Here is a 15,701-nt window from a genome sequence, read left to right as displayed (position 1 = left end):
CCGCCTCGCCTCAGTTCACCGCGTACACGTCAGGATCGGCGCTCGAGCTCGGCTTCTTGAAGGCGTTGCGCAAGGCGGATGACATCGGGACGTTGTAGTTGAGGCCGTTCGGCGGCGTCGGCGATTGCAGCCACTTCTTGTAGAGCACCTCGATCTCGGGGCTGGCATAAAGCTCCGCGGTGGCGCGATCGGCGAGCGCCTTGAACGGCGCGTCCTCCCGCCGCAGCATGATGCCGTAAGGCTCGGGCTTGGAGAACGCCTCCTCGCCGATCATGTAGGCTTGCGGCTCCTTCGACCGCGCGATCGCGACCGCGAGCTGGACGTCGTCGAGCGCATAGGCCTGGGCGCGGTCGGTCTCCAGCAGCAGGAAGGCCTCGGCCTGATCCTTGGCGGGCATGATGTTGATGCCGAGATTGCGCTCGGTGTTGACCTTGGCGAGCTGCGTCAGGTTCACAGATCCCGCCACCGCCGTGACCGCCTTGCCCTTGAGATCGTCGATGGTCTTGATGTTCGCCGCCTTCCTGGCCGCGAACCGCGTCGCGCTGAGGAAATGCGTGTTGGTGAAGGCGACCTGCTTCTGGCGGTCGGCATTGTTGGTGGTCGCCGAGCAATGCAGGTCGAGCGTGCCGTTGACCATCAACGGAATCCGGTTCGAGGACGTCACCGCGACAGTTTCGACCGAAATGTCGGGCATGCCGAGTTGCTTCTTCACGGCATCAACGATCCCAAGGCAGATGTCCATGGCAAAACCGACCGGCTTCTGGTTGCCGTCGAGATAGCTGAACGGGACCGAGGCCTCCTGATAGCCCAGCGTGATCTTCTTGGTCTCCTTCACCTTCTGAAGCGTGCCCGTGAGGTCTTCGGCTGACGCTGCGCCCGCAAGACATGTCAGGGCCAGGAGAACGGTCGGTAAGCGCATCAGGGGCTCCTCGAAGGGAATTGGCGTCGAGCTATCGAGGAGCTGATAGCCTACAGATCAGTCGAGCGCCAGACGCGGCTGCGTCTACCAGCTATCGCTGTTTGATATACATTCCGTCGCGGCCCATCGGCGCGTCACTCGCAGGTCAGCTGCTGCTCGAACCAGCCGCTCAGCCGATCCGACAGGGACGGCCACATCCGCCGGAAGCTGTCGAGCTTGCCGACATTGGCGCGGTACATCGCCCGCAATTCCTGCTCGACGGCTGGCAGGTCGACGCCGGCGCAGATCCCGTCCCGCACGATCGTCTTGCCGGCGACGACGACCTCCCTCACCAGCGACGCGTTGCCACGCGCAAACAGCAGCGCCATGGGATCGACCGGCATGATCTGGTCTCGATCGAGCCGATCGAGATCAATCGCGACGTAGTCGGCCGGATTGCCGGCGGCGAGCTCCCCACTTCCAGGCGCGCCGGTTGCGCGGCGGCCGTTGCGGACGGCGAGCGAAAACATCTCGGCCGGTGTCCACGTCGCCTTGAAGCCGACGCCGCCATGAACCATCTGCACCAGCCGCATCTCGCGCAAGATGTCGTCATCCTCGTCCAGCGCCAGGCCGTCGACGCCGACGGTGATGGCGCAGCCGCATCTGTGCGCGGCGGCGATCGGAGCGAGGCCCGAGCGCAGATGCATGTTCGAGCTGAAATTGGTGACGATGCGCGCGCCGGAGGCCGCGATCATCTCGAGCTCTTCGGGACGGGCGTGAATGCAATGCGCCAGCGTCAGCCGCTCCGAGAGAAAGCCGACATCGCGCAGCCAGCGCACCATGTCCGGAAAGTGCCGGTCGGCCCAGGCGCGCTGGTACACGGTTTCCAGCAGATGCATGTGAATGCGGCGGCCGGTCCGCGCGGAGTTCTCCGCCACCGCCTCCAGCAGCGGCTTCGAGCACCATTGCACGCCGGCGGGTCCAAGCTGCACGTCGACCATCGGCCCGGCGATGGCTGCGGCAATCGCATCGGTCAGCTCGATATAGGCCTTCGGCGACATCGGCGCGCGAACGAAGAGATCCTCGATGGTCTTGCGATCGCTCCCGGGGAGCCCTGAAAGCACCGGCTCGGCATCACCGTAGACGATGGGGTTCTGGTCGCGCACCGCCAATGCAAACGCGATGCGGATGCCGACGTCGGATGCGGCTTTCGCAACGGCCTTGGCTTCGTCCACCAGCGGCATCGTCCCGCTCGGGCGCGTGTAGTGGACCATCATCGCCGCGCAGCCTGCCTTGGCGGAGCGGGCCAGCGCAGAGACGGCGGTCAGATAGGGATCAACGGGCGCGCCCAGCGCGGTACGCAGAATCCAGCTTTCCAGGGGCATGCCGACAGCGCCGAAGGACGAGGCGATGGCGCGGGCATGATCGTGGGCGTTGACGAAGGCGGGGATGACGAAGGAGCGCGGCCCCGGCCCCGCTCCTTCCGAGATATCGGTGATAACGCCGCCGTCGTGCTGCAGCACGACGTTGTCGCTGACGCCACGGTCAGGGCCACGGAACAGGCTGGTTGCCGAGATCTCCGTGGCCATCGCTGTCCCTCCAAGTTCAGTTGGCAGTATACACCAGCTCCCGCTCCGAGCGCGGCGGCAGGAATTCGCGCGAGAACACCTCCGCCGGCGTCGGGGCGCGGGCGAGCTGATAGCCCTCGACCACGATGCCGATGGCGCGGGTCATGCGGTCGTCCTTGATGTCGCCGATGCCGATCTCCTTCATCTCCGCCGAGACGATCAGCTTCTCGAAGGAATATTGCAGCCGGCGCTTCTCCACCTCGGCGTTGATGAGGTTGTCGTAGTTCAGCGCCGCCTTCATGCCGGCATTCTGGTCCTTGGCAACCGCAATCGCACCCTTGTTGATGGCGCGCACCAGGCCCGCGACGGCCTTCGGGTTCGAGGCGATCAGCTTGCGGGAGACCATCACGCCGTTCGAATAGAGATCGAGACCATACTCGCCGAACGAGAACCATTTGAAGTCCTTGTCCGGATCCTGGCGGTTGAGCACCAGGTTGAAATAGCTGGTGATGTTGAAGACCAGGGCCGCATCGATGTCGCCCTTGATCAGCATCGGCTCCTGCAGGTTCGGCGCCATGTTGGAGATCTTGATCTTCTCGCCGTCGAGCCCGTTCTTGCGGGTGAACACCGGCAACAGGCGCGTCGTCGGCGTGCCCTGCGCACCGCCGAGCGTATGGCCTTCAAAATCCTTGATCGTGTTGATGCCGCTGGTCTTCTTGGCGACGATCGCGAATGGCGGCTGATTCCACATCATGTAGACCATGACGGGCGCCTCCTGCGGCTTGGTCGAGGCGTTCTGGATGATGGCGTTGACGTCACCGAATCCGGCGTCGTACGCACCGGACATCACGCGCGTGACGGTGGCGCCGGAGCCCTCGCCCTGGTCGATGACGACGTTGAGGCCTTCCTCTTTGAAGAAGCCGTTGTCCTTGGCATAGAAGAAGGCGGCATCGCTACCCTGGGTTTTCCAGCCCAGCGTGAACTTGATCGTGGTGTCCTGCGCCGTGGCGGCGCCTGCGGACAGCGCCAATCCCAGCAGCGCGGCGGTGACTTTCCTCAACATCGAGACCTCCTCAGCTTCGTTGCGTGACGGTTCAAGAAATCAGGTGGCGATCACGTCGTTCTTGCGGGTGGCCCAGCCGGTGACCTGCCCTTCGATCAGCGAGAACACGACGTAGAGTGCGACGCCGAGCCCGGCGAGCACGAACAGGCCGGCGAACACCAGGGGCACATTGAAATTGGAGGACGCGGACATCATGACGTTGCCGATGCCGCGGTTGGAGGCGACAGTCTCCGAGAGCACTGCGCCGACGAAGGCGTAGGAGATCGCAACCTTCAGCGATGCAAAGAAGAACGGCATGGTGCGCGGCAAGCCGACGTTCCAGAGAATGTCGAGCTTACTGGCGCCAAGCGCCTTCAACACGTCCTCCAGCTCAGGCTCGGTGGTGGCAAGGCCCGTCGCGATATTGACGACAATCGGGAAGAAGCAGATCGACAGCGCGGTCAGCACCGCCGGCACCGTGCCGGAGCCGAACCACAGTACGAAGATCGGTACCACCGCGACCTTGGGGATCGAGGAGAAACCGATCAGCAGCGGATAGCAGGTGTCGTAGGCCGTCTTCGAGACGCCGATGATCGCGCCGAGGGCGACGCCGAGCACGACGCCAAGCACAAATCCGAACATGGTGGTGGCGAGCGTCTGCATGATGTGCGGCCACAGCATCGGGAAGCGCTGGACCAGCGTCACGAACACCTGCGAGGGCCGCGGCAGCACCAGGTCGGACATGCCGGTCATCAGGCAGAACAGCTCCCAGGCGACAAAGAACAGCACGATCAGCCCCGCCGACCACGCCTTCTGCCTGACATCGATCCCGAACATCAGCCTGCTCCCTGCTCGGCCGCGCTGCGCGCGTCCTCGATGAAAGCGCGCAGCTTCTGGTTCAGCGCGACGAAATCCGGCTCGAACGTCATCGCCACGGTGCGCGGCCGCGCGAACTCCACGCGGCTGTCGTCGAGGATGCGGCCGGGACGCGCGCTCATTACGCAGATGCGGCTGGCAAGGAAGCCGGCCTCGCGCAAATCGTGCGTGACCAGCAGCACCGTCGGCTTGTGCGTCATCCAGAGATTCTGGAGGATCGCCCACAGCTCCTCGCGGGTGAACTGGTCGAGCGCGCCGAAGGGCTCGTCGAGCAGCAGCATGCGCGGCTCGTGGATCAGCGCGCGGCAGAGATTGGCGCGCTGGAGCATGCCGCCGGAGAGCTGCCAGGGATAGCGATTTCCAAAACCCTTGAGGCCGACCTGCTCCAGCAGGGCATTGGCTTTATCGCGAAACTCGGTCTTGCGCAGCTTGCGGAAATTCGAGCGGAACGGCTCGACGATCTTCAGCGGCAGCATGATGTTCCGCTCGATCGTCATCCACGGCAGCATGGTCGGGTTCTGAAAGGCCATGCCGACCCGCATCGCCCGCGCCGCGACCTCGCGGCCGCCGACGATGACGACGCCGCTGGTCGGCTGCACCAGGCCGCTGACCAGACGCAAAATGGTCGATTTGCCGCATCCGGACGGGCCGACCAGTGCGACAAACTCGCCGTCGGCGATCCGCAAGCTGGTCTTCGACAGAGCGGGCACGGCGCGGTCGCCGCGTCCGAAGGTCACCGAGGCCTCGGACAGCTCGATGGCGGTCGTCGCAGAGCCTTCGGGAACGGGCTGGCCGTCGAACTGGGCGTTGGGTTGCATGCGCATCACAGGCAAAGTGCATGCAAGCTGGATGCCAGCGGCCGGGGCCTGCTAAATCAACGACCTAGCCCAAACCCACGCCAGACCGCCGGATTCGATTTAGGCAGTTTGGGAGCCGAACTGCATGCAATTGGAGCGCTGAATCGACGCGAGCCTGTGCTAAAGAGAGATGTCACCTCCTATGGGATTCGCCGATGGCGGCGCGCGCCAGCAGCAAGACTTCTGAATCATCGGACAAGGTCAGCGTGATCTGCCGCGCGCTCCGGCGCGCGATCATCGAGCAGGCGCTGGAGCCCGGCGCCAAGCTGCCGGAGGATGCGCTCGGCGAACGCTTCGGCGTCAGCCGCACCATTGCCCGCCATGCCCTGGGCCAACTCGCCGCCGAAGGCCTCGTCGAGCTCCGCCGCAACCGGATCGCGGTGGTGGCGACGCCGAGCTGGCAGGAGGCGCGCGATGCCTTCGACATCCGCATCGAGCTCGAACGCCTCGTCGTGCGCCAGCTCGCGGGCAAGCTGACCAAGGCGCAGATCGCCGAGCTGAACGCCCATGTCGATGCCGAGGATCGCGCCCGCGGCGGGACGGATGCGGTGTCGATCCGGCTCGCGACCGAATTCCACATTCTGCTCGCCCACATGACGAACAGCCCGATCCTGGTGCGCTATGTCAGCGAGGTCGCCTATCGCTGCTGCCTGACGCTGTCACTCTACAGCCGGCCGCATTCCACCGAATGCGCCATCAACGAGCACCGCGCCATCATCGCAGCGCTGGCGAAGGGCGACGCGGCCAAGGTGATGGAATTGATGCATCATCACCTGGATTCCGTGGCCAATCGCGCACTGGTCGCCCCCACTCCGCAGCGCGGCCGCGATCTGCTCGACATCCTCGCACCCTACGCGGACGAGGTGACGAGCAATCGGGTGATCAAGCTGCCGAAGGTGGCTCGAAGAAGTTAGGCCTCGATCCCGCGCTGGACGAGGATGCGCTCGGCGCTGTCATTCCAGACGTCCATCTTCACGATCTGCCCACCCCTCACCACGAAGCGATCGACATAGCGGTTGCCCTCGAACGGCGTGCCGTCCATCCACTCGCCATAGAGCGTGCCGACGCTGTAGACGACGGTTTCGTCCGGGCCCGGACAGACGTCGAACCGGTCCATCTTCTTCTTGACCCAGCGATAGCGCTTCGCGTTGAAGCCGGTCGGCCCGCGCGGATGGTCGAACGTTCGACCGCCGGTGAACGTGATCACCGTGCCCGGCTTCAGATAGGCCGCAGCGGCGTCGGGATCCGGTATCATCGAAGCGGTGAGATAGGCTTCGACAATCTCTGCGTCAGTCATCGGGCTTTCGGCTTTTGCGGGAGTGGACATCGCGGGGTTCTCCGGATGCCGCCATTCTACAATCAGAGCCTCAAAGTGTATGCACATTTTTTGGACAATCTGACCCGAGCCTTGCACACAATCTGGAGCTGCCCGCTCCAACGGCGTGCGCTAGGCTGCCCCGGCTGAATCCAACGCCATGGCTACCCAAACCGCCTTCGACCTGATCTTCCGCAACGTGCTGTTGCGCTCTTCCGCCGCACCCGTCGATATCGGCGTGAAGGACGGCCGTTTCGCCGCGGTCGCGCCAAAGCTGGCCTGCGAGGCCGCCGAGGTCGATCTCGGCGGCCTCCTCGCCCTGCCCGGCTTCGTCGACACCCACATCCATCTCGACAAGGCCTGCCTGCTCGGCCGCTGCGGCCACGATCATGGCAGCGTCTCGGAGGTGATCCGCGCCGTCGCCGGGATGAAGAAGGACTTCACAATCGAGGACGTCTACGCGCGCGGCGCCAGAGTGCTCGAACGCGCCATCGTCAACGGCACGACGCGCATGCGCACGCATGTCGAGATCGACCCGCGCATCGGCCTCCGCGGCTTTGAGGCGGTCAAGGCGCTGAAGCGCGATTACGCCTGGGCGATTGATCTCGAGCTCTGCGTCTTCCCACAGGAAGGCCTGACCAACGATCCCGGAGCCGAGGAGCTGCTGGCCCAGGCGCTACGCGACGGCGGCGAGGTCATCGGCGGCTGCCCCTACGTGGACACCGACCCGAACGCCCATCTCGCGCGCATCTTCGATCTCGCCCAGGAATTCGACGTCGACGTCGATCTCCATCTCGACTTCGATCTCGATCCCTCCTGGTGGCATCTCGACGAGGTCTGCCGCCAGACCGAGCAGCGCAACTACGGCGGACGCGTCGCGATCGGCCATGCGACAAAACTGTCGGCATTGCCGCCGGAGCGGATGAAGGCGGCCACTGCGCAACTGGCAAGATCGGGCGTTGCGGTCACGGTGCTGCCCGCGACCGATCTCTATCTGATGGGGCGCGAGGCCACGCACAACGCGCCGCGCGGGCTGACCCTCGCCCACAAGCTTGCCGGCAACGGCGTGCTCTGCTCGGTCGCCACCAACAACGTGCTCAACCCCTTCACGCCGTTCGGCGATGCCTCGCTGCTGCGGATGGCGAACTTCTACGCCAATGTCGCGCACGCCTCGGTCAGCGATTTCGACATCTGCCTTGATCTCGTGACCGAGCTGCCGGCCCGGCTGATGAACCTCGCCGACTACGGCATCAAGGTCGGCAATCCCGCCGATCTGATCGTGCTCGATACGAAGGACAGCCGATTCGCCATCGCCGAGCTGCCTGACGTCCTGATGGGCTTCAAGGGCGGCCGGCAGACATTTGCGCGGGCGCGGCCGACCCTGTTCAAGAGCTGACCGCGGTTCGGCGCCCGATATCCCGGCAATCGCGCGCCGAACCTGTAGGCGGCGGAGCCATTGCAGTTCGATTTTACCGCCGGTTCGAGCCCACCCGAGTTCGGTAGAATCCCGGACCGTAGCCCAACGCATTGCGAGGCAGGCCACGCCCGCCATAACTAGGACGTGCACTGACCATCTGCGTTCAGTGGGGAAGTATGAGTCTGTTCAGCGCATTCAGCAGCATCGATCATTCCGTCCAGGCCCGAACGCCGACCGATACGGCGGTGAAGCGGCTGGACGGCATCGGCCACGTTCTCTCGGGTCTCGATATCTCGGCCATCCAGACCCAGGCCGACGTGAACCGTACGCTCTGGACGCTCGATGCCGCCAGCAAGTGCGTTCGCGCCGTGCTGGCGGAGTTCCGCACTCAGCCGGCCACCGAGCAGCTCGTCCGTAAATCCCGCAATCTGATCGACCTGATCGAACGCGCGCGTGACCAGGTCGGGAGCTTCGAAGCCAGCGACCCGGTCCTGAGCTGACTATTTCGTCCGATTGATCCTGGTAAGTATCCGGTCGGCCTCGGTGCGCCAATCCGCACTGCGGGCGAACTCGCTGCTGCCCCTCAACCCGAACAGCCCCTCATCGGCGAGATCGGCCATCCAGGCCTGCCGCTCGGCCGTGCCTTGCGCCGACCACGGCGTCAGCCCCGCCTCGCGCACGGTCTCGGCAACCTCCCGCACCTCCTCGGCCCGGCGGCGGCCGTGCTCGATCACCCGCTGGAAGCAGTAGGCACCCTGCTTCTCCCAGTCGATGCTGGGAAACGTTTCCGCAAGCGAAGCCAGCACCGCATCCTCGACACCATAGGCGCGCGCGGTCGTAAAACTCTCGATGACCATGGCCTCGAGGCCCTTGATCATGATGCTGCGGCACATTTTGACGGCCGAGGACACGCCGAGCTTGTCACTGGCCACCTTGGCCGCGAAGCCGATCACGTTCAGAAGCGGCTCGAGCTCTCTGGCGCCGGGCCCGCCGAGCAAGAGCGGCACCTTGATGCGATAAGGCGGCACCGAGGTCATCACCGCGCCCTCGACATAACGCCCAGCTGCACCATCGATCAGCGCCGCCGCGCGCTGCTTGGCGCCGGGAGAGGCCGAGTTGAAATCGAGAAACCAGGTGCCCTGGTTGATCGCCGCGGCGCAGGCCTTTGCCACCGGAACGGCCTGGCTCGCCGTGACCGCCGAGATGATGAAATCGGATTTTGCGGTCAGCTCCGCGTGAGAGGTTGCGAGAGCGACACCGAATTTCGCCGCATGCTCCTTCAGCGGCACACCCTGCTCGCCTCCGAGCTTGATGTCGTAGGCCGAGACATTGATCTCCTGCTGGCGCAAATCCTCGGCCAGAATCCGGCCGACCTCGCCATAGCCGACCAGCCCGATCTGCCAGCGCCTGGGATCACCTGCCATCAGTTTAGTCCTCGTGCGGTCTCATCGAAGAGCTCATCGACTGCATAGCGGCGCGGGATCAGCGCCTGCTGGAATGCATAGTCGACGATCAGCTCGAGCGGTTTCCTGTTGGCCTCGATCCCGAACGGAACGAGGTCGGGCGTTGCCGCAGGCCCCATCTGCTCCTTGTTCCGCTTCAGCAGATCATAAACGCCTGCAACCACATCAGGGCGCGATTTCGCGAGCCGCTCGGTCACGACCACGAGATGATTGACGGGCACGACCCGGCGCCGCGCGTACCATCTGGCCGCTTCTACGGCCGGATCAGGAAACAGCGGCTTCAGCTTGGGGTCATCGGAGGTCTCGCCGAGGACGGCATCGAGCTCGCCGTCGAGCAGCATCTGCAGGATCTTCTTGTCCTTCGGCGCGCGCTCAGTGGTGTCGACATATTCGGCGACGTGCGGATCCTCGAAGGTGACCCAGCGAATCCCGTCGAGATTGACGCCGTAGTCGTTGGCGAGGATGCCCCTGATCCAGGCGCCGGTCGTGGTCGTGAAGGAGCGGATACCGACGCGCTTGCCTTCGAGATCGGACGGCCCGAGCGTCCCATGCGCCGGATTATAGAGAGCATATGAATGCTGGAAGCGGCCGAGCATGGTTGCTGGCAACAGCACCAGCGGCTTGCCGTGCGCTTTCGCCATCAGATAGGTGACGATCGCCATCTCGCAGACGTCGAAGGCCTGCTCGCGCACCATCGGCTTGAATGCCGTGTTGGTCGGCGTGTACGCGATGAAGTCGAGGTCGAACAGGTCGGAGCGGAGCTCGCCGCTCTTCACCGCCTTGACGTGAGGGTGGCTGCCGAGCACGGCTTTCAGCTTGAGACGATCCATCCGCCCGCTCCGCTTCTTGTACCTTTAGGCTTCCTCGGGATTGTCGACATAGACGAGGCCCGCTTTCGCCAGGGCCTCGCGCATGTTGTACATGTCGAGGCCGAGCTCGCCCGCGGCGAGGCGCTTGCGCTTGCCGCCCTCATCCGCGTTGCGCTTCTTCGCCTTCTCCGCGACTTCGGCCGCATAGCGCTTCGGCACCACCACGACGCCGTCATCATCGGCGACGACGATGTCGCCGGGATCGACATTGACGCCGGCGCAGACCACGGGGACGTTGACCGAGCCGAGCGTCGCCTTGACCGTGCCCTTGGCCGAAACCGCGCGCGACCACACCGGGAATTTCATCTCGTGCAGCGCTTTGACGTCGCGGCAGCCGGCATCGATGATCAGCCCCTGCACGCCGCGCGCCTGAAGCGAGGTCGCGAGCAATTCGCCGAACATGCCGTCAGTATTGTCAGTGGTGCAGCCGACGACGAGGATATCGCCCTTCCGGCACTGCTCGACGGCGACATGGATCATCCAGTTGTCGCCGGGCTGCGCCAGCACCGTGACCGCGGGACCGGCGATCGACGCGCCCGCCCAGACCGGACGCAAGTAAGGCTTCATCACGCCGATGCGGCCGTAAGCCTCGTGCACGGTGGAGACGCCGTACTCCGCCATACCGGCGGGATCGGCCCGCTTGATGTTGCGAACGACGACCGGCTTCACGCGAGTTCCTCCGCCACGGTCGGAAACAGGCGCTGATAGGCCTCACCATAGGTCATGGGAACGCCGGTGTTACGGCTACCCTGGATGCCGCGGTTGAGCGCGACACGCTCGTAATAGCCCCAGAGATGTTTTTGCGCGGCGAGGATCTGGAACGCCTCGTACTTCTCTTTCCAGACCTCGTCGATCTTGAGAATGGTGTCCGGCTTGTAGTTGCACTGCTCGGGCTGATGCGGCTCGAACAGGAAAACCGGCGGGGCCGAATATTTGTACTGCGCGCCGGGCTTGTGGCCCATGGCCTGCGCGACCACGCGGGTCTCCTGCGCAAAATGCGCCGCGTTCGGATGGTCGAAATTGTAGGGGTCTTCCAGCGCATGCGTCAGCACGAAGCTCGGATTGAGCTCGCGGTAGATGTCGACCATCCGGTCAAAATGCGCTTCCGTCAGCTTCAGCGGATAGTCGCCGCAGTCGAAGAACTCGATCTCGGCGCCAAGCAGCCTGGCCGCCCGTTCCGCCTCGTCCTTGCGGCCGGCCTTCACCGATTCCAGCGTCGCGCCCTTCTCCTTCCAGGCGAACTGGCTCTCGCCGCGCTCGCCGAAGGACAGGCACACGATCTTCATCCGATAGCCCTTCTTCGCATGCAGCGCGATGGCGCCGCCGGCGCGCCAGACGAAATCGCCGGGATGGGCTGTGACGACGAGGCCTGTTTTCATGGGCTACTCCTTTTCGTTCGTATGCATGCGGCCACAGCGCATGTCCGCGCAGCGTGCCGGTCGCGAAGGCGCGTCACGCCTCGAACTCGAACAGGCGCGCGGGATTGTCGACCAGAATCTTGGTCTGGAGCTCCGGCTCCGGCGCAAACAGCGGGATCAAATCGACGAGATCGCCGTCATTCGGCATCACCTTGACGTTGGGATGCGGCCAGTCCGTGCCCCAGATGACGCGATCCGGCGCGGTCTCGACGATCTTTCGCGCGAACGGCACCGCATCGGTGAACGGCGGACCGGCCGAAGAGACCCGCTCCGAACCGCAGATCTTCACCCAGCACTTCTCGTCGCGCTGCATCAGCTCGATTAGGATCCTGAACGGCAGCTGGTCGAGCCCGTCCGCCGCCTTGACCCGGCCCATATGGTCGATGGTGTAAGTCAGCGGCAGCCTCGTCAGCATGTCGGCATATTCGGGCAGATCGATCGCATCGAAATGCAGATCGATGTGCCAGCCGAGCGGCGTGACCATCGCGACGATGCGGTCGAATGCGCGCTTGTCGGGAACGCCGCCGAGATGGCGGACGAAATTGAAGCGGCAGCCGCGAAAACCGCCCTCGTGCAGCACGCGCAGGTCGCGCTCGGTGATGGTATCGTCGATGTTGGCGACCGCACGGTAGGCGCCATTGCTCTCAGCGATGGCATCGAGCGCCACCCTGTTGTCGGTGCCGTGCACGCTGGCATTGACGATGACGGCGCGCTCCACGCCAAGCTTGGCGTGCAGCGCTCGAAAATCCTCCAGCGGCGCATCCGGCGGCGTGTAGGAACGCTCCGGCGCGTAAGGATATTTCGCGCCGGGCCCGAAGATATGGCAATGCGCATCACATGACAGCTTCGGCAGCCTGAACTTCGGCGTGCGCGTGTTCGGATCGGGCGGTGGAATGGTCGGCGTATACATCATCGTCATCACGTAAACCGCCGAAGCGAGCCCGCTCGCTTCACGTCTTGCTGGCGACGATCGGCCGCCGCCGCGCCGGCGCGGTCCGGTCCAGCGCCGGCGCCTGGAACGCGGCGACGGTGGCCTGCACCAATTGCTCGATGGCGGCCGCGGCATCGCTGCCGTCGGCCTCGCCGCGCGAAAGGCGCGACACGCGCTCCGGCGTCACCAGCGAATAATAGAGAGCGCCGAGCAGGAAATGGCTGCGCCAGACGATGTCCGTGCGCGGAATGTGCGGCAGGCTCTCGTGGACCGCGTCGATGAAGGCGTGGCTGGTGTCGTCGAAGGTCTGCGCGATGATCTTTCGCGCGACCTCGTTGCCTTCCGCCGACATCACCGCGCGCAGCCGCGTGAAACGCGCCCCGCCACCGGCGAGATCGCTGCCGGAGGTGAAGGCCGGCACCACATAGGCGCGCACGATCGCCTCCAGCCGGTCCTGGAGATCGCGCACGCGCTTTGCGGCCGCGAGCAGCTCGGAGCGGCGCAGGTTCATCGGCCCGCAATGGCGCCGGTAGATCTCCAGCAGCAAACCGTCCTTGGTCTTGAAATGATAGGTCACGCTGCCCGGATTCGCTCCGGCCGCTTGCGCGATGTCGCGCACCGACACGGCGTTGAAGCCGTTGGTGGCGAACAGCTCCTCGGCGGCGGCGAGGATCGCCTCGCGCATGTTCGGCTTGCGGGCCGCTTCCTTGCTGGTGGGCTTGCGTACCATGTGATTTGTACTATCGTACAAAAGATCAGGTCTCGTCAACAAGAACGTGGTGATGGCAGGACCGCGTGGAGACCATCGATGGACGCGAATGCCCTCAGGGAGTGCTGGGATTATGTTGGGTTTGAACAAGAAGATCGGCGGCTTGATGCTGGGTGCCGGCTTGCTGCTGGCCGGGAGCGCCGCGCAGGCCGAAAATTATCCGAGCAAGCCGGTCCACATTCTGGTCCCCTACGCCGCCGGCGGCGCGGTCGACGTGCTCGCGCGCACGCTGGGCCAGGCGCTGGCCAAGACCTGGGGGCAGCAGCCGGTGATCGACAACCGTCCCGGCGCGGGCGGCATCGTCGCCTCGCAAGCCCTGACGCAAGCCGCGCCTGACGGTTACACGCTGATCCTGGTCGCCAGCGGTCATCCGCTCAACCAGTTCATCTATCCGAGCGTGCCCTACGACACGTTCAAGGATTTCACTGCCATTACCGAGGTCGCCTCCTCGCCACTGGCGATCGTGGTGGCGAAGGACAGCCCCTACAAGACACTTGGCGATCTCCTTGCCGCGGCCAAGAAGGAGCCGGACAAGCTCTCCTATGGCATGTCCGGCAACGGCACCTCGGCGCATCTCGCCGGCGAGCTATTGAAGCACATGTCCGGCACGAAGATCGTCGCGATCCCCTACAAGGGCGGCGCACCGGCGCTGACGGCCGTCATCGCCGGCGAGATCCCGCTCAGCATCAATCCGCTCGCGGAAGCAATCGGCCAGCTCGAAGGCGGCCCGGTCCGCGCTCTCGCCGTGACCTCGGCCGAACGCTCCAAGGCGCTGCCAAACGTGCCGACGATCGCCGAGGCCGGCGTGCCCGGCTACGACGTCTCGGTCTGGTGGGGCGTGCTTGGTCCTGCAAAGATGCCGCCGGAGATCGTTGCGAAGCTCGAGACCGATCTCAAGGCGGCGCTGCAAGATCCGAGCGTGCTGTCGACGCTCGGCAAGATCGGCGCCACCCCGGTCGGCTCATCGCCCAAGGAGTTTGATGCCTATATGCGTGCGGAGGCGGCCAAATGGGAGCCCGTGCTGAAGGCCGCCAACATCCGCGCGCAATGAGGCAAGGCGCGTCCTGGCAAGAGATCGGCGCTGTTCAGCTGGTGGCGCTCGCCCGCATCTTCTCCGGCAGTGCGAAGCGCCGCGCGAAATCGCCGTCTTCGTCTCCCGACGGGATCAGGATGGCGCGGTCGCGCGGCAGCGCCTCTGGCATCTCGTCGCGGATGAAGGCGATGAGCTTTTCCCTGATCTCGCAGCGCAGGTCCCACGATTGCGGTGCATTCCTGGCGCTGACCAGCGCCCGAAGCTCGATGGTGCGCGAATCGGCATCGATCACCTGCAGATTCACCACCTCCCCGTCCCACAGCTTTGACGCCTTCACCGCCTCCTCCAGCCAGCGCCGGATGCGCGGGACGTCGGCGCGATAGTCGACATGCAGCGCGACGACGCCGATGAGGGATGCGGTGTCGCGCGTCCAGTTCTGGAACGGCTTCTCGATGAAATAGGACAGCGGCACCACCATGCGGCGCCAGTCCCACAGCCGGATCACGACATAGGTCGAGGCGATGTCCTCGATCCAGCCCCATTCGTTCTCGATGATCACGGCATCCTCGATGCGGATCGGCTGGGTGATCGCGATCTGCAGGCCCGCGATCAGATTGCTCAGCAACGGGCGCGCGGCAAGACCGACGATGATACCGGCCGCTCCTGCGGAGGCGAACAGGCTGACGCCGTATTGCTTCACGGAGTCGAACGTCATCAGCGCGGCGGAGACCGTGATGATGACGATGATGGTGTCGGTGACGCGCTTGAACACGCGCACCTGCGTCACATGCTTGCGCGCGACGAAATTCTCGGTGACATCGCGAAAGTTCTGCAAGTAGCGCGCCGCGCTCATGTCGACGATCCGGATCGAAATCCAGCCGATCAACGCGATGAAGGCCACCACGAACAGCCGCGTCAGGGGGTTGCGGATCGTGTCGTCCAGCGGCGCCAGCGGCAGCACCATTGCGACCGCGGCAAGGCAGAGCGCCATTTGCGCCGGGCCAGCGGTCCGCTCGATGAACACGCTCAGCAGCGGAAGGCGCGTTCCGAAAGCGCGCGTGAGCACCCACGTGGCGATCCGGTAGGCCACCAAGGCCAGAAGGATCGCACCGCCAACCAGGCTGAGCCCGATGAACCATGACGGTATCCAGCCGAACATCGCGTCGATTTCGGCCGTAAGGGCCTGCCAATCCATGGATTGTCCCCATCATTGCATTCACGCAACCGCACAACGCCTCCTGGCCG

At 64.7% G+C, this 15,701-nt stretch carries 17 protein-coding genes; 4 read left to right on the top strand and 13 right to left on the bottom strand.

Going from position 1 to position 15,701, the window contains the following annotated elements; translation table 11 throughout:
* Positions 1 to 10: 10 nt before the first annotated feature.
* The 5 genes from N2602_RS16715 to N2602_RS16695 all read right to left on the bottom strand — a co-directional run bounded on the left by N2602_RS16715 (position 11) and on the right by N2602_RS16695 (position 5,202).
* Positions 11 to 919, bottom strand: coding sequence for an amino acid ABC transporter substrate-binding protein (locus N2602_RS16715; protein ID WP_260383301.1), 909 nt, complete (start codon positions 917 to 919; stop codon positions 11 to 13).
* 134 nt (positions 920 to 1,053) lie between these two features.
* Positions 1,054 to 2,487 carry an amidohydrolase family protein gene (locus N2602_RS16710; RefSeq protein ID WP_260383300.1) on the bottom strand — a complete coding sequence of 478 codons (1,434 nt, stop codon included), beginning with the start codon at positions 2,485 to 2,487 and terminating at the stop codon, positions 1,054 to 1,056.
* A gap of 16 nt (positions 2,488 to 2,503) precedes the next feature.
* Positions 2,504 to 3,529, bottom strand: a complete 1,026-nt coding sequence (locus tag N2602_RS16705) for an ABC transporter substrate-binding protein (protein ID WP_260383299.1) — start codon at positions 3,527 to 3,529, stop codon at positions 2,504 to 2,506.
* 39 nt (positions 3,530 to 3,568) lie between these two features.
* Positions 3,569 to 4,345, bottom strand: a complete 777-nt coding sequence (locus N2602_RS16700; RefSeq protein ID WP_260383298.1) for an ABC transporter permease — start codon at positions 4,343 to 4,345, stop codon at positions 3,569 to 3,571.
* Entirely contained in the window at positions 4,345 to 5,202 is an 858-nt protein-coding gene (locus tag N2602_RS16695; protein ID WP_260383297.1) for an ABC transporter ATP-binding protein, read from the bottom strand. Before N2602_RS16695 ends, N2602_RS16700 begins: the two co-directional genes overlap by 1 nt.
* A gap of 194 nt (positions 5,203 to 5,396) precedes the next feature.
* Here N2602_RS16695 and N2602_RS16690 point away from each other — a divergent pair, with 194 nt between their 5' ends.
* Positions 5,397 to 6,155: a GntR family transcriptional regulator gene (locus N2602_RS16690; protein WP_172786273.1), complete on the top strand. Its 759-nt coding sequence runs from the start codon at positions 5,397 to 5,399 to the stop codon at positions 6,153 to 6,155.
* Here the strand turns inward: N2602_RS16690 and N2602_RS16685 are convergent.
* Complete coding sequence (locus N2602_RS16685) at positions 6,152 to 6,568, bottom strand: nuclear transport factor 2 family protein (protein WP_260383296.1); 417 nt, start codon at positions 6,566 to 6,568, stop codon at positions 6,152 to 6,154. The two genes, N2602_RS16690 and N2602_RS16685, sit on opposite strands and share 4 nt — an antisense overlap.
* 148 nt (positions 6,569 to 6,716) lie before the next feature.
* Between N2602_RS16685 and N2602_RS16680 the strand changes: the two genes are divergently transcribed.
* Both N2602_RS16680 and N2602_RS16675 read left to right on the top strand, forming a co-directional pair.
* Positions 6,717 to 7,952 (top strand): amidohydrolase family protein, encoded by a 1,236-nt coding sequence (locus N2602_RS16680; protein WP_260383295.1) that lies wholly within the window; start codon positions 6,717 to 6,719, stop codon positions 7,950 to 7,952.
* A 197-nt stretch (positions 7,953 to 8,149) separates the two neighbouring features.
* A complete protein-coding gene (locus N2602_RS16675; RefSeq protein WP_373569491.1) occupies positions 8,150 to 8,473 on the top strand; it encodes a hypothetical protein in 324 nt (107 codons plus the stop codon).
* On the opposite strand, the gene N2602_RS16670 is transcribed toward N2602_RS16675, so the two are convergent.
* The 6 genes from N2602_RS16670 to N2602_RS16645 form a co-directional block, all read right to left on the bottom strand.
* Positions 8,474 to 9,397 (bottom strand): NAD(P)-dependent oxidoreductase, encoded by a 924-nt coding sequence (locus N2602_RS16670; RefSeq protein WP_260383294.1) that lies wholly within the window; start codon positions 9,395 to 9,397, stop codon positions 8,474 to 8,476. It lies immediately after the preceding gene.
* Entirely contained in the window at positions 9,397 to 10,266 is an 870-nt protein-coding gene (locus N2602_RS16665) for a hypothetical protein (protein WP_260383293.1), read from the bottom strand. Before N2602_RS16665 ends, N2602_RS16670 begins: the two co-directional genes overlap by 1 nt.
* A 24-nt stretch (positions 10,267 to 10,290) precedes the next feature.
* Positions 10,291 to 10,974 carry a 4-carboxy-4-hydroxy-2-oxoadipate aldolase/oxaloacetate decarboxylase gene (locus tag N2602_RS16660; RefSeq protein WP_311739205.1) on the bottom strand — a complete coding sequence of 228 codons (684 nt, stop codon included), beginning with the start codon at positions 10,972 to 10,974 and terminating at the stop codon, positions 10,291 to 10,293.
* A complete protein-coding gene (locus tag N2602_RS16655; RefSeq protein ID WP_025035640.1) occupies positions 10,971 to 11,684 on the bottom strand; it encodes a PIG-L deacetylase family protein in 714 nt (237 codons plus the stop codon). Before N2602_RS16655 ends, N2602_RS16660 begins: the two co-directional genes overlap by 4 nt.
* 73 nt (positions 11,685 to 11,757) lie before the next feature.
* The gene (locus N2602_RS16650) at positions 11,758 to 12,642 is read right to left on the bottom strand and encodes an amidohydrolase (protein ID WP_260383292.1); all 885 of its coding nucleotides are present in this window, start codon (positions 12,640 to 12,642) and stop codon (positions 11,758 to 11,760) included.
* Positions 12,643 to 12,673: 31 nt separating this feature from the next.
* Complete coding sequence (locus N2602_RS16645) at positions 12,674 to 13,384, bottom strand: TetR/AcrR family transcriptional regulator (protein WP_260383291.1); 711 nt, start codon at positions 13,382 to 13,384, stop codon at positions 12,674 to 12,676.
* A gap of 112 nt (positions 13,385 to 13,496) precedes the next feature.
* Between N2602_RS16645 and N2602_RS16640 the strand changes: the two genes are divergently transcribed.
* Entirely contained in the window at positions 13,497 to 14,474 is a 978-nt protein-coding gene (locus N2602_RS16640) for a tripartite tricarboxylate transporter substrate binding protein (RefSeq protein WP_260383290.1), read from the top strand.
* A gap of 34 nt (positions 14,475 to 14,508) precedes the next feature.
* Here N2602_RS16640 and N2602_RS16635 read toward each other — a convergent pair whose 3' ends face one another.
* Complete coding sequence (locus N2602_RS16635) at positions 14,509 to 15,651, bottom strand: mechanosensitive ion channel family protein (RefSeq protein WP_260383289.1); 1,143 nt, start codon at positions 15,649 to 15,651, stop codon at positions 14,509 to 14,511.
* Between the last annotated feature and the right edge of the window lie 50 nt (positions 15,652 to 15,701).

The sequence above is a fragment of the Bradyrhizobium sp. NC92 genome (assembly GCF_025200865.1).
In the GTDB taxonomy this organism is placed as follows: Bacteria; Pseudomonadota; Alphaproteobacteria; order Rhizobiales; family Xanthobacteraceae; genus Bradyrhizobium.
Note: the sequence above shows the minus strand (reverse complement) of the source record. Positions and strands in the feature narration are given on the sequence as shown.

Excerpts from the sequence above, each read along its gene's own strand:
- N2602_RS16715 (WP_260383301.1), bottom strand. The coding sequence starts at position 919 with ATGCGCTTACCGACCGTTCTCCTGGCCCTGACATGTCTTGCGGGCGCA.
- N2602_RS16710 (WP_260383300.1), bottom strand. The coding sequence starts at position 2,487 with ATGGCCACGGAGATCTCGGCAACCAGCCTGTTCCGTGGCCCTGACCGT.
- N2602_RS16705 (WP_260383299.1), bottom strand. The coding sequence starts at position 3,529 with ATGTTGAGGAAAGTCACCGCCGCGCTGCTGGGATTGGCGCTGTCCGCA.
- N2602_RS16700 (WP_260383298.1), bottom strand. The coding sequence starts at position 4,345 with ATGTTCGGGATCGATGTCAGGCAGAAGGCGTGGTCGGCGGGGCTGATC.
- N2602_RS16695 (WP_260383297.1), bottom strand. The coding sequence starts at position 5,202 with ATGCAACCCAACGCCCAGTTCGACGGCCAGCCCGTTCCCGAAGGCTCT.
- N2602_RS16690 (WP_172786273.1), top strand. The coding sequence starts at position 5,397 with ATGGCGGCGCGCGCCAGCAGCAAGACTTCTGAATCATCGGACAAGGTC.
- N2602_RS16685 (WP_260383296.1), bottom strand. The coding sequence starts at position 6,568 with ATGTCCACTCCCGCAAAAGCCGAAAGCCCGATGACTGACGCAGAGATT.
- N2602_RS16680 (WP_260383295.1), top strand. The coding sequence starts at position 6,717 with ATGGCTACCCAAACCGCCTTCGACCTGATCTTCCGCAACGTGCTGTTG.
- N2602_RS16675 (WP_373569491.1), top strand. The coding sequence starts at position 8,150 with ATGAGTCTGTTCAGCGCATTCAGCAGCATCGATCATTCCGTCCAGGCC.
- N2602_RS16670 (WP_260383294.1), bottom strand. The coding sequence starts at position 9,397 with ATGGCAGGTGATCCCAGGCGCTGGCAGATCGGGCTGGTCGGCTATGGC.
- N2602_RS16665 (WP_260383293.1), bottom strand. The coding sequence starts at position 10,266 with ATGGATCGTCTCAAGCTGAAAGCCGTGCTCGGCAGCCACCCTCACGTC.
- N2602_RS16655 (WP_025035640.1), bottom strand. The coding sequence starts at position 11,684 with ATGAAAACAGGCCTCGTCGTCACAGCCCATCCCGGCGATTTCGTCTGG.
- N2602_RS16650 (WP_260383292.1), bottom strand. The coding sequence starts at position 12,642 with ATGACGATGATGTATACGCCGACCATTCCACCGCCCGATCCGAACACG.
- N2602_RS16645 (WP_260383291.1), bottom strand. The coding sequence starts at position 13,384 with ATGGTACGCAAGCCCACCAGCAAGGAAGCGGCCCGCAAGCCGAACATG.
- N2602_RS16640 (WP_260383290.1), top strand. The coding sequence starts at position 13,497 with ATGTTGGGTTTGAACAAGAAGATCGGCGGCTTGATGCTGGGTGCCGGC.
- N2602_RS16635 (WP_260383289.1), bottom strand. The coding sequence starts at position 15,651 with ATGGATTGGCAGGCCCTTACGGCCGAAATCGACGCGATGTTCGGCTGG.